Source organism: Allobosea sp. 05T433, from assembly GCF_056396065.1.
This window is the reverse complement of sequence record NZ_JBFTKS010000025.1, coordinates 24,731-40,713: the sequence shown is the minus strand read 5'-3', so window position 1 is coordinate 40,713 and position 15,983 is coordinate 24,731. Positions and strand designations below refer to the sequence as shown.

Below are 15,983 nucleotides of genomic sequence, written 5' to 3'. Positions count from 1 at the left end.
GGCAAACGCGCTTCGCTCCGGCAAAGGCGGTGTCCGCGTCAACCCGACGACGAGGCCTGCGCCTCCCGCTCCATGCTGCCGCGCAGTCCGCCGGGAACGCAGAGTTTCGGATAGAGGCGCGACATCTCGCGGATCAGGAACTTCACGGGCACGTCGAAGAAGCTGCCGTGCTGGGCGACATAGTCCATGAAACTGCGGCCTTGCCCATCGAAGCTCTGCAGCAGCGCATCGCTCTTGCCGTCGAAGCCGAGCGTCGCGACGCCGAGCCTGTCGCAGAGCCGCGCGTTGAAGGTCGGCGAGGCCTTCAGCCAGCGCCCCTCGAGGAAAACCTCGGTATAGCCGTGATAGGCGAAGACATTGGTGCCGACCGCCTCCAGCAGGCGCGGCGTGGCGAGATGGTTCTTGACGTCGGCGAGCCCGATGCGGGCGGGAATGCCGATGGCCCGGCAATAGGCTGCATAGAGCGCAGCCTTGCCGACGCAGTAGCCGATGCCGGCCGCCAGCACGGAGCTGGCACGATAGGTCTCGAGGTTGAGATAGTCGCCATAGGGGTCATAGCGAATGCCGTCGCGCACCGCCTGATAGAGGATGCCAGCCTGCTCCGCAGGGTCGCTGATGCCCGAAGTCAACAGGCGCGCCTCGGCGATCACCATTGGATGGTCGCTGTCGACGAACTCGGCCGGGCTCGTGAAGAGAACGCGGTGGGATTCCTGCATATTAAATCCTCTAGCGGCCTTCGAACCGGGCTTGCCGCTTCTCCAGGAAGGCCGAGACACCCTCGCTGAAATCCGCGGTCCGGGTCGAGGCGTGGAAGGCGTCGCGCTCGGCGTCGAGCTGGGCGCACAATGTGTTGCTCAGCGAAGCGCCGAGCAGCGCCTTGATGTGGCCATAGGCCTGGGTCGGCCCGGCAGCGAGCTTCTGCGCCAGCGCCATGGCTTCGGTATCGAGGCTCTCGGCCGGCACGGTGCGATTGATGAGGCCGAGCCGCAGCGCCTCGCCGGCATCGATCGTCTCGGCGAGCAGCGCCAGCTCCTTTGCCTTCTTCATGCCGACGATGCGCGGCAGATGATAGGTCCCGGACCCGTCCGGCGTCGCACCGATCCGGGCATAGGCCAGCGTGAATTTCGCGTTCTCGGCGGCGATCGCCAGATCGCAGGCAAGCGCCAGACTGAATCCGGCTCCGGCCACCGCGCCATGCAGGCAGGCGATCACCGGCTGCGGCAATTCATCGAGCCGCTTCAGCCCGGCATGCAACGGCGTGATGATCGCCTCGATCGCGGCCTCGGGGTCGCCACCGGCGGTAAATTGCGAGACGTCGCCGCCGGCGCAGAAGCCCCTGCCCGCGCCTTTCAGCAGGATGGCACGGACATCCCGGCGCGCCGCGATCTGCTCGATCCGGGCCAGGAAGGTTTCGGCCATGGCTGCATCGAACGCGTTCAGCACGTCGGGACGATTCAGCGTCAGCACCGCGACGCCGGCCTCGACGGTCAACAGAATGGAACTGGAAGGATCGGTCATCGGCGGATTCCGGAGCGGCGATTGCCCCGGTTCTACCATGGGCATTTCGGCCTGCGGCACTCCGAATCCTGCGCAGCGGCAGCGCAGGAATGCTCGCAAGGCGAGCGCAAAGCCCCGGGAGCTCTCTCGGTTCAGAGGGCTCCCGGGACTTCTCCCCTCGTCAGGCGACCGCAACCTTCGGTGTATTGGCTTCCTCGCGGCTTTCGAGCGCGGCCATCGCGGCCTGCACGCCGCCGCTGCGATGCGGCACGCCGGCCGCCGCCAGCCCCATCTCCACGCCGGACAGCGCGCCAAGCAGGGTCAGTTCATTGCACTCGCCGAGATGGCCGATCCGGAAGACCTTGCCGGCCACCTTGCCGAGGCCGGAGCCGAGCGAGATGTTGAACTTCTCGAGCGCCACCTTGCGGTAATGATCGGCGTCATGGCTCGGCGGCATCAGCACGGCGGTCAGCACCGGCGAATATTCCGCCGGGTTCTCGCAGAGGATGTCGAGGCCCCAGGCCTTCACCGCGGCCCGCGTCGCCGCGGCAAGGCGCTCATGGCGGGCGAAGACCGCGTCCAGCCCCTCCTCATGCAGCATCCTGACTGCTTCGCGCAGGCCATAGAGCAGATTCGTCGCCGGCGTGTAGGGGAAGAAGCCGTTGGCGTTGATCTTGACCATCTCCTGCCAGTCCCAATAGGAGCGCGGCATTGTGTTCGCCCGGGAGGCGGCCATCGCCTTTTCCGAGATCGCGTTGAAGCTGAGGCCCGGCGGCAGCATCAGGCCCTTCTGCGAGCCGGAAACCGTGACGTCGACCTGCCATTCGTCGTGCCGGTAGTCGACCGAAGCCAGCGAGGAGATGGTGTCGACCATGAAGAGCGCCGGGTGGCCGGCCTTGTCGATCGCCTTGCGGATCTCGGCGATCCGGCTCGTCGAGCCGGTGGAGGTCTCGTTATGAACGACCATCACCGCCTTGATCTTGCGGCCGCGGTCCTCGGCCAGCTTTGCCTCGATCGCGGCCGGATCGGCGCCACGGCGCCAGTCGCCCGGAATGAAATCGACCTCGATGCCGAAACGCCCGGCGATCTGGCGCCAGAGCGTGGCGAAATGGCCGGTCTCGGCCATCAGCACGGTGTCGCCCGGCGAGAGCGTATTGACGATCGCAGCTTCCCAGGCCCCGGTTCCGGACGAGGGGTAGATCACCACCGGCTGGCTGGTCTTGAACACCGACTTGGCGCCGTCGAGCACCTCGCGCCCGAGCTTGGCGAACTCGGCGCTGCGGTGATCGATCACCGGCATGTCCATGGCCCGCAGGACCCGGTCGGGCACTGGGCTCGGGCCGGGAATCTGGAGGAAATGGCGACCCTGCTGCGATGCCATGGCGATAAACTCCCTATTCGGACGTGGCGGCGCTTCCGGCTCGCCGCTCGTGATTGCCGATGTTTTGCATTCATTTTTGCCTTTGGCAACACCGTTCGCGCGTGCAATATTATGCTGACGCATCTCGACACGGGGCCGCCCACTCGCGTAGCAAACCAGCATGACGACTATCGCGCTCGACACTGAGACGACCGAAAGCCCGCCGCTGCGACGCGAGGACGGCGCCGGGCAGACATCGCTGCATGGCGAACTCCTGGCCGCGCTGCGCGACTATATCGTCGAGGGCAATCTCGCCGATGGCGCACGCGTGCCCGAGCGCCTGCTCTGCGACCGGTTCGGCATCTCGCGCACGCCGCTGCGCGAGGCGCTCAAGGTCCTCGCCGCAGAAGGGCTGATCGACCTCCTGCCCAATCGCGGCGCACGCGTGCGCGCCCTGAGCGCCGATGATCTGCGCGAATTGTTCGACGTGATGGGCGGGCTCGAAGCCCTGGCGGGGCGACTGGCCTGCGAACGCATCAGCGACGAGGAAATCGCCGAAATCGAGCAATCTCATCACGAGATGTACCGTTTCTACCTGCGGCGCGACATGCACGGCTATTTCCAGTGCAACCAGGACATCCACCGCATGATCGTCGCGGCCGCCGGCAATGCGACGCTCAGCGCGACCTATAACAGCATTGCCGGCCGCATCCGGCGCGTGCGTTATTCCGCCAATCTCGACAAGGAGCGCGACCGCTGGGGCGAGGCGATGCGCGAGCACGAGGCCATCCTCGATGCCCTGCGCCGACGCGCCGGCAGCGAGCTCAGCGACATCATGTTCCTGCATCTGCGCAACAAGCGAAAAGCCGCGCAGCATCAGAGCGCCGCGCAGGCGGACGACGAGAACAGCCCTACCTGAGTACAACCCCAGCCTGAGACCTCCCCGGCATTGCTGCGGGACGGCGACCGGGCAGTGTCGTCGTCAATTCGGCCATCATCATTTTTCAGATTGAATGCAAAATTTTTTGATTCTAGGCTCTCGCCACGGCGCCGACAGAGCGCGTTGCAGGGAGGTTGGAAGACATGAAGCAGCATTGGCTTGCCGCTGGCGCGGCGCTTGCAGCCGCGACGACACCCGCACTGGCCTGGGAGCCGACCAAAGCCATCGAAATCGTCGTGCCCTTCTCGGCCGGCGGCGCCTCCGACCAGATGGCGCGGACGATGCAGGGCATCATCCAGAAGCATAACCTGACCTCGCAGCCGATCATCGTCGTCAACAAGCCGGCCGCCGGCGGCGCCGAGGGCATGCTCGACATTCAGAAATCGGCGGGCGATCCGCATAAGCTGATCACGACATCGAGCGGCATCTTCATGACCCCGATGGCGACCAAGCTGCCGCTGAACTGGACCGAATACACGCCGATCGCGATGATGGCGCAGGATTCCTTCGTGCTCTGGGTCAACGCCAAGGCGCCCTACCAGACCGCCGGCGACTTCATGACGGCGGCCAAGGCCGCCTCGCCCCCGCTCAAGATCGGCGGCACCTCGTCGAAGCGCGAGGACAACCTGATCGTCTTCGGCATGGAGAAGGCCGGCGGGGTCAAGTTCGCCTATATCCCGCATACCAGCGGCGGCCAGGCCTCGACCCAGCTGTCGGGCAATCACATCGACGCCAGCACCAACAACCCGGCCGAGGACGTCGCCAACTGGCGCGGCGGGGCGACACGGCCAGTCTGCGTCTTCTCCGAACAGAAGATGACCTACTCGACGCCGGTCGCCGACGGAAAATCCTGGGCCGATATTCCGACCTGCGCCTCGCAGGGGCTGAACGTCACCTACCAGATGCTGCGCGGCATGTTCATGCCCGGCAAGGTCACCAAGGAGCAGCAGGCTTTCTACGTGAACCTGTTCAAGAAGGTCTCCGAGACGCCGGAATGGAAGGACTACCTCGCCCGCAGCGCGCTGGTTCCGGACTATCGCGACGGCGAGGCGTTCGTGACCTTCCTCAAGGCCGATGAGGAGAAGCACGCCAAGCTGATGGGCGATGCCGGCTTCACGGCGAAGTAGCCCTTGCATGATCGGACCGGAAACTTATCCGATCCGATCATGCAGCCTTCTAAGCTTGCATCGGCTTTTCCGAAAACCGCGCCCGCTTTTCGGGCCGATGCCTGAGCCCGACCGGCCCGCCGTCACGGCGGGCCTCATCCCTCTGCCGACGTCCGGAGATGTCGATGTCCGCTCATCCTGAAGGCGAAGCGCCGCGCGGCCTCTCGCGCCGCCCCGTCGAACTTGTCACGGCCACGATCCTGATCGGCCTCGCCTTCGTCGTGCTCTGGGATTCCTATGGCCGCGGCGCCGGCTGGGACAATGGCCCGCAGAACGGCTTCTTCCCGGCCCGCGTCGGCTGGCTGTTCCTGGCCGCCTCGCTGTTCATCCTGGTGCAATCCTTTCGCGCAGAGAACAGCGTCTTCGTCACCTTCGAGCAGCTCGGGCAGGTTTCGCGCGTGCTCGGCCCGCTCGTTCTCTTCGTCGCACTGATCCAGCCGCTCGGGCTCTATGTCGCCGCGAGCATCTTCATCCTCGTCTTCATGGCCGTCGTCGCGACCTCGCGCTGGTGGAGCATCGTGCTCACCGCCATCCTCGTGCCGATCGTCTGTTTCTGGATCTTCGAACAGCAGTTCCGCGTGCCCCTGCCCAAGGGTCCGCTCGAAGCCATGCTCGGCTATTGAGGTTGCGCTGATGGAAGATCTCTCCTCGCTGATCGCCGGCTTCCAGGTCGCGCTCTCCTGGCACAATGTCGGATTCATGGCGATCGGCGTGGTGCTCGGCATCATCGTCGGCGTCTTGCCGGGTCTCGGCGGTCCCAACGGGGTCGCGATCCTGCTGCCGCTGACCTTCGGCATGGACCCGACCTCGGCGATCATCCTGCTCTCCTCGATCTACTGGGGGGCCCTGTTCGGCGGCGCGATTACCTCGATCCTGTTCAATATTCCCGGAGAGGCCTGGTCGGTCGCGACCACCTTCGACGGCTATCCGATGGCGGTGCAGGGCAAGGCGGCCGAGGCACTGACGGCCGCCTTTACGGCCTCGTTCATCGGGGCGCTGTCCGGCGTCATCCTGATCACCTTCGTCGCGCCACTGGTCGCCTCCTTCGCGCTGCGCTTCGGGCCCGCCGAGTTCTTCGCGGTCTTCCTGCTGACCTTCTGCTCCTTCATCGGCATGGGCCGGGAAAACCGGGCAAAGATCCTGGCCTCGCTCTGCATCGGCTTCCTGCTGGCGGCAGTCGGGCTCGACTCGATCTCGGGCGATCTGCGCATGACCTTCGGCTCGACGGAGCTGATGCGCGGCTTCGATTTCCTGATCGTCGTAATCGGCCTGTTCGGCGTCAGCGAGATCCTGCTCACCGTCGAGGAGGGACTGGTCTTCAAGGGCAAACAGGCGACGATCGATCTCAAGGTCGTGCTGCGGACCTGGGCCGGGCTGCCGCGCTACTGGGCGACGCTCCTCCGCTCCAGCCTCGTCGGCATGTGGATGGGCGTGACGCCCGGCGGCGCGATCGCCGCCTCCTTCATGGGCTATGGCCTCGCAAAGCGCTTCTCGCGGCGCGGCGCCAATTTCGGCAAAGGCGAGATCGAGGGCGTGCTTGCGCCGGAGACGGCGGCGCATGCCGCCGGCACCAGCGCCTTGCTGCCGATGCTGGCGCTCGGCATCCCGGGCTCGGCCACTGCGGCCGTGCTGCTCGGCGGCCTGCTGGTCTGGGGGCTTCAGCCCGGGCCGATGCTCTTCGTCGAGCAGAAGGACTTCGTCTGGGGGCTGATCGCCTCGATGTATCTCGGCAATCTCGCCGGCCTGATCATCGTGCTGGCAACCGTGCCGCTCTTTGCCGCGATCATGCGCATCCCCTTCTCCTTCGTCGCGCCGGTGATCCTGATCGTCTGCGCTATCGGCGCCTATACGATCTCCAACTCGATCTTCGACATCTGGCTGATGCTGATCTTCGGCATCATCGGCTATGTCTTCAAGAAGCTCGACTACCCGCTGGCGCCGCTGGTGCTGGCGCTGGTCCTGGGCGACCGGGCCGAGGACGCTTTCCGGCAGGCCCTGCTCGGCTCGGGCGGCAGTCTCGGGGTCTTCTTCGCCAACGGGCTGGTCACGACGCTGGTTGCGCTCGCGATGATCCTGCTCTTCTGGGGGCCGGTGTCGGACCTGATCGGGGCGGTGCGGCGCAGAAGCGGCCGGGCCGGAAAGGCGGCAGAAGCCGCCGAGTGAGAATGCGTTCGGACGCGAACGCGGGTCGTCCCGGCCAAATTGAAACGCAGAGCCGGGTCGAGATGAACTGGAATGGATACGTGACGCGATGACCCATGCTGCCCCCCTCGCCAAACAGGGCTCGCGCAATCTCGGGCTCGAACGGCGCCTCGCCCAGGCGCTCGAAGGCGAGGTCCGCTTCGACGCATTCACGCGCGGGCGTTATGCCACCGACGCCTCGATCTACCAGATCATCCCGCAGGGTATCGCCTTTCCGAAGAGCGAGACCGACATTGCGGCCGCGCTCCAGATCGCGGCCGAGCACGGCGTTCCGGTGATCGCGCGCGGCGGCGGCACGTCGCAGAACGGCCAGCCGATCGGCGATGCGCTGATCCTCGACATGAGCCGGCATTTTAACGCGATCCGCGACTATGACCCGGCCTCGCGCACGGTCTCGGTCGCGCCCGGCATCGTGCTGGAGCAGCTCAACAGCCATGTGAAGAAGGACGGCCTGTTCTTCCCGGTCGAGCCCTCGACCGCGAGCCGCTGCACGATTGGCGGCATGGCCGGCAACAACTCCTCCGGCGCGCGCTCGTTGCGCTACGGCAAGATGGTCGACAATGTCATTGCCCTGCGGGCGCAGTTCCATGACGGCGAGGCCTTTGCGCTGGGCGAGAACCCGGTCGGCGACAATGCCTCGGTCAGGACGCGGGACCTGATGACGCGGATGCTGTCCCTGGCGGACGGGCACCGCGACGAGATCGAGCGCATCTTCCCGAAGGTGCAGCGCCGGGTCGGCGGCTACAATCTCGACGAGCTGCTCCCGGCCCGGCCGAACCTGTCGCATCTGCTGGTCGGCTCGGAAGGCACGCTCGCGATCACCACGGAGGCGACGCTCAGGCTCTCGCCCCTGCCGACCCACCGCGTCATGGGCGTCTGCCATTTCCCGGATTTTCGTGCGGCGATGGAGACGACGCAGCATATCGTGGCGCTGGGTCCGGTCGCGGTCGAGCTCGTCGACAACAATGTGCTGGTGCTCGGTGCCGATATCCCGCTCTTCGTGCGAACGCTCGCCGACATCACCAGGGGCCAGCCGAACTGCCTGCTGCTGGTCGAATTCGCCGGCGACGATCTCGCGGCGCTGAAGTACGACCTGAAGCGGCTCGACCAGTGCATGGCCGATCACGGCTTTGCCGACGCGGTCGTCGAGGTCGTCGAACCGGCCCGGCAGAAGCCGGTCTGGGAGGTGCGCGAGGCCTGCCTCAATATCATGATGTCGATGAAGGGCGACGGGAAGCCGGTCTCCTTCATCGAGGACTGCGCCGTCCCGCTCGAACATCTCGCCGACTATACCGACGCGGTGACCGAGCTCTTTGCCCGTCACGGCACGCGCGGAACCTGGTATGCCCATGCCTCGGTCGGCTGCCTGCATGTCCGCCCGATCCTGAACATGAAGGACGAGGCCGGGGTCAAGGCGATGCGCGGCATCGCCGAGGCCGCCTGCGACCTCGTGCGCCAGTTCAAGGGCTCCTATTCCGGCGAGCATGGCGACGGCATTTCCCGCTCCGAATTCGTCGAACCGATGTTCGGCGGCCCGCTGACGCGCGCCTTCGAGGCTGTGAAGGACGGGTTCGACCCGGAGAATCGGCTGAACCCCGGCAAGATCGTGCGGCCGCTCAAGATGGACGATCGCAGCCTGATGCGGTTTCCGCCGGGCTATGCGACGCCGATCCCGGCCGCAACAGCGCTCGACTGGTCCGACTGGGGCGGGCTCGGCGGCGCCGTCGAGATGTGCAACAACAACGGCACCTGCCGGAAACTCTCCGGCGGCACGATGTGCCCGTCCTATCGCGCCACCAGGGACGAGACGCATCTGACGCGCGGGCGCGCCAACAGTCTGCGCCTCGCGATCTCCGGGCAGCTCGGCCCCGACGCCTTCACCTCGCCTGAGATGAAGGAGACGCTCGATCTCTGCGTCTCTTGCAAGGGCTGCAAGCGCGACTGCCCGACCGGCGTCGACATGGCCCGGATGAAGATCGAGTTCCTCCACCATTATCACCAGCGCCATGGCTTGCCCCTGAAGGAACGGCTGATCGCCTGGCTGCCGCGCTATGCGCCCTATGCCGCGAAACTGGCGCCGCTGATGAACCTGCGCGATCGCATCCCTGCTCTGGCCAAACTGAGCGAGCGCTGGCTCGGCTTCAGCGCGCGCCGCTCGCTGCCGGTCTGGCGCAAGCCCTGGGTGCAGGCCGGCAAACCGGCGACGCCTGGCGATGTGAAGGGCGACGGCCGCGACATCGTGCTCTTCGGCGATACGTTCAACCGCTACTACGAGCGCGAGAATATGGAGGCGGCTGAGCGCGTGCTCGCGGCCGGCGGCTATCGCCTCCACAAGGTCGAACCGGCTGACGGCGGCAGGCCGCTCTGCTGCGGACGGACCTTCCTCTCGGCCGGATTGGTCGACGAGGCGCGCATCGAGGCCAAGCGCACGCTCGATGCGCTCTCGCCCTATATTGCCGGGGGCGCCCGCATCGTCGGGCTCGAACCGTCCTGCCTGCTGACCTTCCGCGACGAGTTTGGCGCGATCCTGCCCAAGGAGCAGGTTGAACCCGCGGCCAGCGCGGCTTTCCTGCTCGAAGAGCTGCTCGCGGCCGATATCAAGGCGGGGACGACCACGTTGCCGCTGAAGGACCAGGCGGGCCGCGTCGCCCATCTGCACGGGCATTGCCACCAGAAGGCGTTCGCGGCGATGGGCGCCGTCGAGGCGACGCTCCGCGCGATTCCGGGTCTCGACGTCCAGCCGATCGAGTCGAGCTGCTGCGGCATGTCGGGTGCCTTCGGCTACGGCGCGGACACCATGGATGTCTCGCTCGCCATGGCCGAGCTCTCGCTGCTGCCGGCCGTGCGCAAGGCCGGAGCGCAGGACCTCGTCGTCGCCGATGGCACGAGTTGCCGCCACCAGATCCACGATGGCGCCGGCCGCGAGGCGCTGCATGTCGCCCGCGTGCTCGACATGGCGCTGGAGGGCTGACGCGAAAGGCCGGAGCGGCAGCAGGCATCCCAACCAAGGACCCGGACAAACGGGTGAGCCGAAGGAGGACGGACGATGCTAAGGACGATGCTTCTGACTGGCGTAACGGCGCTGATCGCTGCCGGAGGAATACAGGCCGCCATGGCAAAGGACTATTTCCTCGCAAGCGGGCGCTGGGACAATGTCGTCCTGGTGATCGACCTGGAAAGGGCGATCGATCCGGCCAATGACGGCACGCCGAAAGCGGTGGTGAACCGCATCCGCGTCACGCCCGATATCGACGCGACCGGGACCGGCAAGGCCGACACAATCTCCAGCGGCCAGCCGATCACCATCACCATCGCGCCGGATTACCGGCGCGCCTATGTGGTCAATCATTCCGGCCGCACCAGGCCCGACGATGCCGCCGCCTTCCAGCACGGCCATGCCGGCACCGTCACCATCGTCGATCTCAAGAAGGCGCTCGATCCGGCGAGCAACGGCACGCTTGCGGCCGTCGAGGGTTATATCGAGACGGAAGGCTTTGGGCCGACCGGCTTCGCGATCGCTCCTGACGGCCGGCATGCCGCGCTCGCCCATGCCGAACAGAAGGGCGACGAGGATGGCGGCCGCCATATCAGCATCGTCGACCTCGCCAGCAACAAGGTCATTCGTCGGGTCGAGCAGGCTTTCGGCAAGCCGGGCTTCCCCTGCCCGCCCGATCCCGTGCCGCACCGCGCGCCCGATCCGAAATTCGGCTGTTTCCCCGACACCAACGGCGTGACGATCAGTCCGCTCGGCAGCGGCACGATCTTCGGCGCCAATGGCGGCACGGACGATATCTCGGTGATCAGCCTGCAAAAGGCGATCGCCGGTGAAGCCGGGGCGGAGATTGCACGCATCCCCGTGCAGGCGGGCGGCTTCGGCATCTCGACCAGCCCGGACGGAAAGCTCGTGGCGCACGCCTCGCGCGAGAACGCGCAGACCGACACGCCCGGCAATACCGTCTCGATCATCGATGTCGAGAAGGCGCTGTCGGACCCCGCCAAGGCCGAGATCGCCCGCGTGCTGGTCGGCACCGACGACAAGTCCGTGCCGACACGTCCCTTCGTGGCGGCGTTCCTGCCGGACGGAAAGCGCATCCTGTCGACGCATTTCCGCTCGAACAATATCGACATCATCGATGTCGCCAAGGCCATCGCCGGGCAGCCGGCAACGATCAGGCGGGTCGAGTTGAAGACGCCCGGCGGCGAGCCCTCGCGCCCGCGCGGCATCGCGATCACCCCTGACGGAAAATATGCCGCGATCACCGGGGCGCCCAAGGGCAAGTCGAATTCCAGCGTGGTCTGGATCGTCGATCTCGCGAGCTACGAGGTGAAGGGCCGCGTCACCGAGATCGGCAATGAGAGCTACATGATCGGCGCCTTCCAGGCGAACTGATCACGGCGGGGCCTGCGTTGGCGGCGGGCGGTCAGGCATCGGGCCGCATGGCCAAGGCCGAACCCCGGCTGGTAGAGAGCAGGACAACGCGCGTCATCCCAAGCCTTGCCGGGATGACGCGCGGGTTCTCCAGCCGTCAGCGCAATCGATGCTTCAATTCCTTGCCACCAGCACGCCGTTCTTCGCGGTGATCGCGCTCGGCGCGCTGGTTTCCGGCCGCACGCTATTCGGCTCTGATTCCGTCAGGGTGCTCAACACCTTCGCCTTCATGATCGCGACGCCGGCAATGGTGCTGCGCGTGATGTCGCGGCAGCCGATCGCCGAGCTCTGGAACACGACCTTCTTCGTGGCGCTGGCAGCAATCGGCGTGACGATCATGGCGCTTGGCATCCTCGTCGGCACGCGGTTGCGCGCCCTGCCCTTCCCCAATGCGGTCTCGCGCGGGCAAAGCCTCGTCGGCGGCAATTTCGCCTTCCTCGGTATTCCTCTGATGCTGGCCTTCCTCGGCGAGCGCGCCGCAGCGCCGATCGCGATCGGCCTGATCTGCGACACCGCGCTGATCGTGCCCTTGTCGATCGGACTGATCGAGGCTGGGCGCGGCGCCGGTTCGGCACCCGCCATTGCCGGCCGGCTCATTCGCGGCACGATCCTCAACCCCTTCATGCTGTCGATCGCAGGCGGCCTCGCGCTCTCGGTCAGCGGGGTCGCGATCCCGGAACCGGTCGACCGCTTCCTCTCCTTCCTCGGCAATGCGGCTGCGCCGGTCGGGGTCTTCGCGCTCGGCCTCGCCGCGCGACAATGGAGCGGTGGCGGCAGCAAGCTCCCGGCCCTCGGGATTGCACCACTGGTCGTCGGCAAGCTCGTACTGCACCCGCTGGTGACCTGGATCGTGCTTGCGGTCGTGCTCAGGCTCGATCCGTTCTGGGTCACGGCCGGCGTGCTCTATTCGGCCCTGCCCATCGCGGCCAATGTCTTCGTCATCTCCGAGCGCTTCGAGACCGATAGCCGGCCGATCGCGGCTGCGATCGTGCTTTCCACGGCCCTGGCGGCGCTGACCTTCCCCGTCGCGATCTGGCTGGTCTCGGCTGCCACGGGAGCGCCATAGCGCTCTCTTCGCAACTGCAACCGTGCCCTTGCGCTGTTGCCTGTAGTCAGCGACTTGGCGAGACGGCTAGAAACGGCCGGTCGGCGGGTCCGTCCGCGCGGCGCGATGGAACCGCCGGAGGTATCATGACCAGCCAGCTCTTCACCCCGTACAAGCTCGGTGGCCTCGAACTCGCCAACCGCATCGTGATCGCGCCGATGTGCCAGTATTCGGCCGAGGATGGCCGGGCGACCGACTGGCATACGATCCATCTCGGCCATCTCGCCCTGTCTGGCGCCGCGCTGATGTTCATCGAGGCGACGGCCGTCGAGCCGGAGGGCCGGATCAGCCCGCTGGACCTCGGCCTCTGGTCGGACGAGACGGAAGCGGCCCTGGCCAGGACACTGGCGGCAGTCCGCGCGTATTCCGACATGCCGATCGGCATCCAGCTCGGCCATGCCGGACGCAAGGCCTCGGTGGCCGCGCCCTGGACAGGCGGCGGCCAGCTCGGGCTCGACCAAGGCGGCTGGCAGACGCTCGCCCCATCGGCGATCCCATTCGGCGACCACCCGCGGGCGCCGCTCGCGCTCGATCTCGCAGGCATCGCCCGCATCCGCGAGAACTTCGCCGCATCGGCCAAGCGCGCCGTGCGGCTGGGCCTGCAGGCGATCGAGCTGCACGCCGCCCATGGCTATCTCCTGCACCAGTTCCTCTCTCCGCTCTCGAACCAGCGCGGGGATGAGTATGGCGGCTCGCTCGAGAACCGCATGCGCCTGCCGCTCGAAGTCTATGATGCCGTGCGGGCCGTGGTCCCTGCGGACATCCCGGTCGGCTTCCGCGTCTCCGGCACCGACTGGGTCCCGGGCGGCTGGGACGTCGAACAGACCGTCGCCTTCGCAAGGGCGGTCGAGGCGCGCGGCGGCAGCTTCATGCATGTCTCCAGCGGCGGCCTCTCGGCCAAGCAGGCGATCCCGCTTGGGCCGAATTACCAGGTCCCCTTCGCCCGGGCCGTGAAGCAGGCGACCAATCTGCCGAGCATCGCCGTCGGGTTGATCACCGAGCCGGATCAGGCCGAAGCGATCGTCGGCACCGGCGATGCCGATCTCGTCGCGCTGGCGCGCGGCATCCTCTACGATCCGCGCTGGCCCTGGCACGCCGCCGCCCATCTCGGTGCCAGCGTCAAGGCGCCGAACCAGTATCTGCGCTCCCAGCCGCGGCAGTTCCGCAATCTCTTCGGCTGAACGCAAGGCTGAGCCGGCTGGATCAGGTCTCCAGCTGGAAGCGCTCGAAACGATGCAACGCGTCCTCGATGGCCGCCTTGTGCCGCTCGGCGGAGCCGTTGCCGACCCAGTTCCATTGCTGGACGAGAAGCGTGCCGTTCGCGCGGTCGGCCTTGAGGTCGATCGCCGCGACGATCTCGTCGCCGACCAGAACCGGCAGGGCGAAATATCCCATCGCCCGCTTCTCCTTCGGCACATAGGCCTCGAACAGGTGATCGTAGCCGAAGAAAAGCTTCAGCCGCTTGCGCTGGATGATCAGCGGATCGAAGGGCGAGAGGATATGGACCAGCTCGGCATCCGGCGCCGGCGTCGGCTCGAGCGTCGCCGATTGCGCCCAGTGCTCCTGCTTTCCCGCCCCTTCGATCGTGACGGGCACGAGCGTCCTGCGGCCTAGCCTCGTCTCGATCAGTTCGCGGATCGCGGCCTTGCGCGGCGCGTCGAGATGGCAGATCGAGTCGAGGCTGACGATGCCCTGCGAACGCAGGGCCCGGTCGAGGAGATAGTCGAGGACCTGTTTCTCGGTCGCCGGGCGTGGCGCGCGCTCCCAGCCGAAATGCCGCTCCGGAAGCTCGTAGCTCTTCAGCATGCCGGCGCGCTCGCAGATCGTCAGCGCACCGCTGAAGAAAGCGAGCTGCAGGGCGCGTTTCGAGGGCTTGCGGCTCGCCCAGGCATGATCCTTCTCGACCAGCACGTCATCGTCGATGTCGCGGATCGAGAGCGCGCCATCGCGCCGAACGAGGCCCATGACCTTGCGCAGGTCCTTTTTCGTCACCGAATTGAACCAGCTCGGAGGGTTTTCGCGCCGCCGCTTCATCTCCGGCAGGAAGAAACGCAGATCCCGGGTCGGGACATAGGCCAGCGCGTGCGTCCAGTATTCGAAGACGCTCTTGTCGACGCTCTGGGCCTGGCGCAGATGCGCGCGCTGATAGTCCGGAATGCGCGTCCACAGGATGTGATGATGGCAGCGCTCGACCACATTGATCGTGTCGATCTGGACATAACCGAGATGCTCCACCGCCGCCGGCGTGGCTTCGGGGCCGTCGCCAAAGGGAGCGAGCGTATCGAKCCGCTGGGCGCGCAGCCAGATCCGGCGGGCCTGCGACGGGCTGATCGAGAGGGGTTTTGGCGGACGTCTCGGCATGTCGGATCTATAGCGACGCGGCGCGCGCCCTCCTGTCAGGAGCGATCATGAACCGGCCCGCCGCGCGCGCTCGGACTGGGCGGCACCAGGACCGGTCGCGAGCCAGATCACGTGCCTTGCGCCGCCGCGCTTGCCGTTGGCGCGCGTCTTCACCTCCTCGACGGCATAGCCGCTTTTGCGCAGGCACTGGGTGAAGCCATGATCGGGACCCGACGACCAGACGGCGAGGACGCCGCCAGGACGCAGGGCAGCGCGTGCAACGGCGAGGCCCGCCATGTCGTAGAGATCGTCATTCGCCCGACGCGTCAGCCCCTCCGGGCCGTTGTCGACATCGAGCAGGATCGCATCGAACGCCGCGGGAGCGGCGCCGATCGTTCGGGCGACATCCTCCTCGCGGATGGTGACACGGGGATCGGCGAGGCAATCCCCGAAGACCTGAGCCATCGGACCGCGCGCCCAGGCGACGACGGCCGGCACGAGCTCCGAGACCACGATCTGCGCACCTTGCCCGAATGCCGCCAGCGCCGCGCGCAGTGTAAAGCCCATGCCGAGCCCGCCGATCAGGATGCGGGGCTCCGGCCGGCCGGCAAGACGCGCCGCGACCAGCGTTGCCAGCGCCTCCTCCGAGCCGCTGAGGCGGCTGTTCATCAGCTCGGTCGCGCCCAGCATGATCGAGAATTCCGTGCCGCGCTGCTTGAGGCGGATTTCGCCGCCGCCACCCGGCATCGTCGCGGTATCGATCTGGATCCAGGGAATCACGGGTTCTCTCGGCTTCTGGGGCGACAGGGTTTCTGGGGCAGCAGCCGCCCGCAACAGCATAGCAGCGCCGGCTGCGCAATTCCCGCTGCGTGGATTCGCCAGGTTCAGGCCGGACTCCAGCGAATACCCGTTGCCCGGGAAGCGGCTGCCATCGCGCTCGCCTG

Annotated in this window: 13 protein-coding genes; 8 read left to right on the top strand and 5 right to left on the bottom strand. The window is 66.8% G+C overall.

All coding sequences use genetic code 11. From position 1 onward, the window contains the following. Window positions 1–38: 38 nt before the first annotated feature. The 3 genes from AC1DGP_RS26885 to AC1DGP_RS26875 form a co-directional block, all read right to left on the bottom strand. Window positions 39–716, bottom strand: a complete 678-nt coding sequence (locus tag AC1DGP_RS26885; protein ID WP_476832688.1) for a transglutaminase-like domain-containing protein — start codon at window positions 714–716, stop codon at window positions 39–41. A gap of 10 nt (window positions 717–726) precedes the next feature. Then, entirely contained in the window at window positions 727–1,518 is a 792-nt protein-coding gene (locus tag AC1DGP_RS26880) for an enoyl-CoA hydratase/isomerase family protein (protein ID WP_476832687.1), read from the bottom strand. Between the two features lie 160 nt (window positions 1,519–1,678). Continuing rightward, window positions 1,679–2,878: a pyridoxal-phosphate-dependent aminotransferase family protein gene (locus AC1DGP_RS26875; RefSeq protein WP_476832686.1), complete on the bottom strand. Its 1,200-nt coding sequence runs from the start codon at window positions 2,876–2,878 to the stop codon at window positions 1,679–1,681. Between the two features lie 160 nt (window positions 2,879–3,038). On the opposite strand from AC1DGP_RS26875, the gene AC1DGP_RS26870 reads away from it, so the two are divergent. The 8 genes from AC1DGP_RS26870 to AC1DGP_RS26835 all read left to right on the top strand — a co-directional run bounded on the left by AC1DGP_RS26870 (window position 3,039) and on the right by AC1DGP_RS26835 (window position 13,880). Continuing rightward, window positions 3,039–3,776, top strand: a complete 738-nt coding sequence (locus AC1DGP_RS26870; RefSeq protein ID WP_476832685.1) for a GntR family transcriptional regulator — start codon at window positions 3,039–3,041, stop codon at window positions 3,774–3,776. 164 nt (window positions 3,777–3,940) lie between these two features. Next, a complete protein-coding gene (locus tag AC1DGP_RS26865; protein WP_476832684.1) occupies window positions 3,941–4,924 on the top strand; it encodes a Bug family tripartite tricarboxylate transporter substrate binding protein in 984 nt (327 codons plus the stop codon). A 164-nt stretch (window positions 4,925–5,088) separates the two neighbouring features. After that, complete coding sequence (locus AC1DGP_RS26860; protein ID WP_476832683.1) at window positions 5,089–5,586, top strand: tripartite tricarboxylate transporter TctB family protein; 498 nt, start codon at window positions 5,089–5,091, stop codon at window positions 5,584–5,586. Window positions 5,587–5,596: 10 nt separating this feature from the next. After that, on the top strand, window positions 5,597–7,126 hold the full coding sequence (locus tag AC1DGP_RS26855; RefSeq protein ID WP_476832682.1) for a tripartite tricarboxylate transporter permease: 1,530 nt from the start codon (window positions 5,597–5,599) through the stop codon (window positions 7,124–7,126). 88 nt (window positions 7,127–7,214) lie between these two features. Then, the gene (locus AC1DGP_RS26850) at window positions 7,215–10,136 is read left to right on the top strand and encodes an FAD-binding and (Fe-S)-binding domain-containing protein (protein WP_476832681.1); all 2,922 of its coding nucleotides are present in this window, start codon (window positions 7,215–7,217) and stop codon (window positions 10,134–10,136) included. Between the two features lie 75 nt (window positions 10,137–10,211). After that, the gene (locus AC1DGP_RS26845; RefSeq protein WP_476832680.1) at window positions 10,212–11,555 is read left to right on the top strand and encodes a YncE family protein; all 1,344 of its coding nucleotides are present in this window, start codon (window positions 10,212–10,214) and stop codon (window positions 11,553–11,555) included. A gap of 148 nt (window positions 11,556–11,703) precedes the next feature. After that, window positions 11,704–12,660 carry an AEC family transporter gene (locus tag AC1DGP_RS26840; protein WP_476832679.1) on the top strand — a complete coding sequence of 319 codons (957 nt, stop codon included), beginning with the start codon at window positions 11,704–11,706 and terminating at the stop codon, window positions 12,658–12,660. 122 nt (window positions 12,661–12,782) lie between these two features. Next, the gene (locus AC1DGP_RS26835) at window positions 12,783–13,880 is read left to right on the top strand and encodes an NADH:flavin oxidoreductase/NADH oxidase (protein WP_476832716.1); all 1,098 of its coding nucleotides are present in this window, start codon (window positions 12,783–12,785) and stop codon (window positions 13,878–13,880) included. Window positions 13,881–13,902: 22 nt separating this feature from the next. On the opposite strand, the gene AC1DGP_RS26830 is transcribed toward AC1DGP_RS26835, so the two are convergent. Then, a complete protein-coding gene (locus tag AC1DGP_RS26830) occupies window positions 13,903–15,060 on the bottom strand; it encodes a winged helix-turn-helix domain-containing protein (protein WP_476832678.1) in 1,158 nt (385 codons plus the stop codon). 45 nt (window positions 15,061–15,105) lie between these two features. Next, the gene (locus tag AC1DGP_RS26825) at window positions 15,106–15,819 is read right to left on the bottom strand and encodes a spermidine synthase (protein WP_476832677.1); all 714 of its coding nucleotides are present in this window, start codon (window positions 15,817–15,819) and stop codon (window positions 15,106–15,108) included. Window positions 15,820–15,983 lie beyond the last annotated feature (164 nt).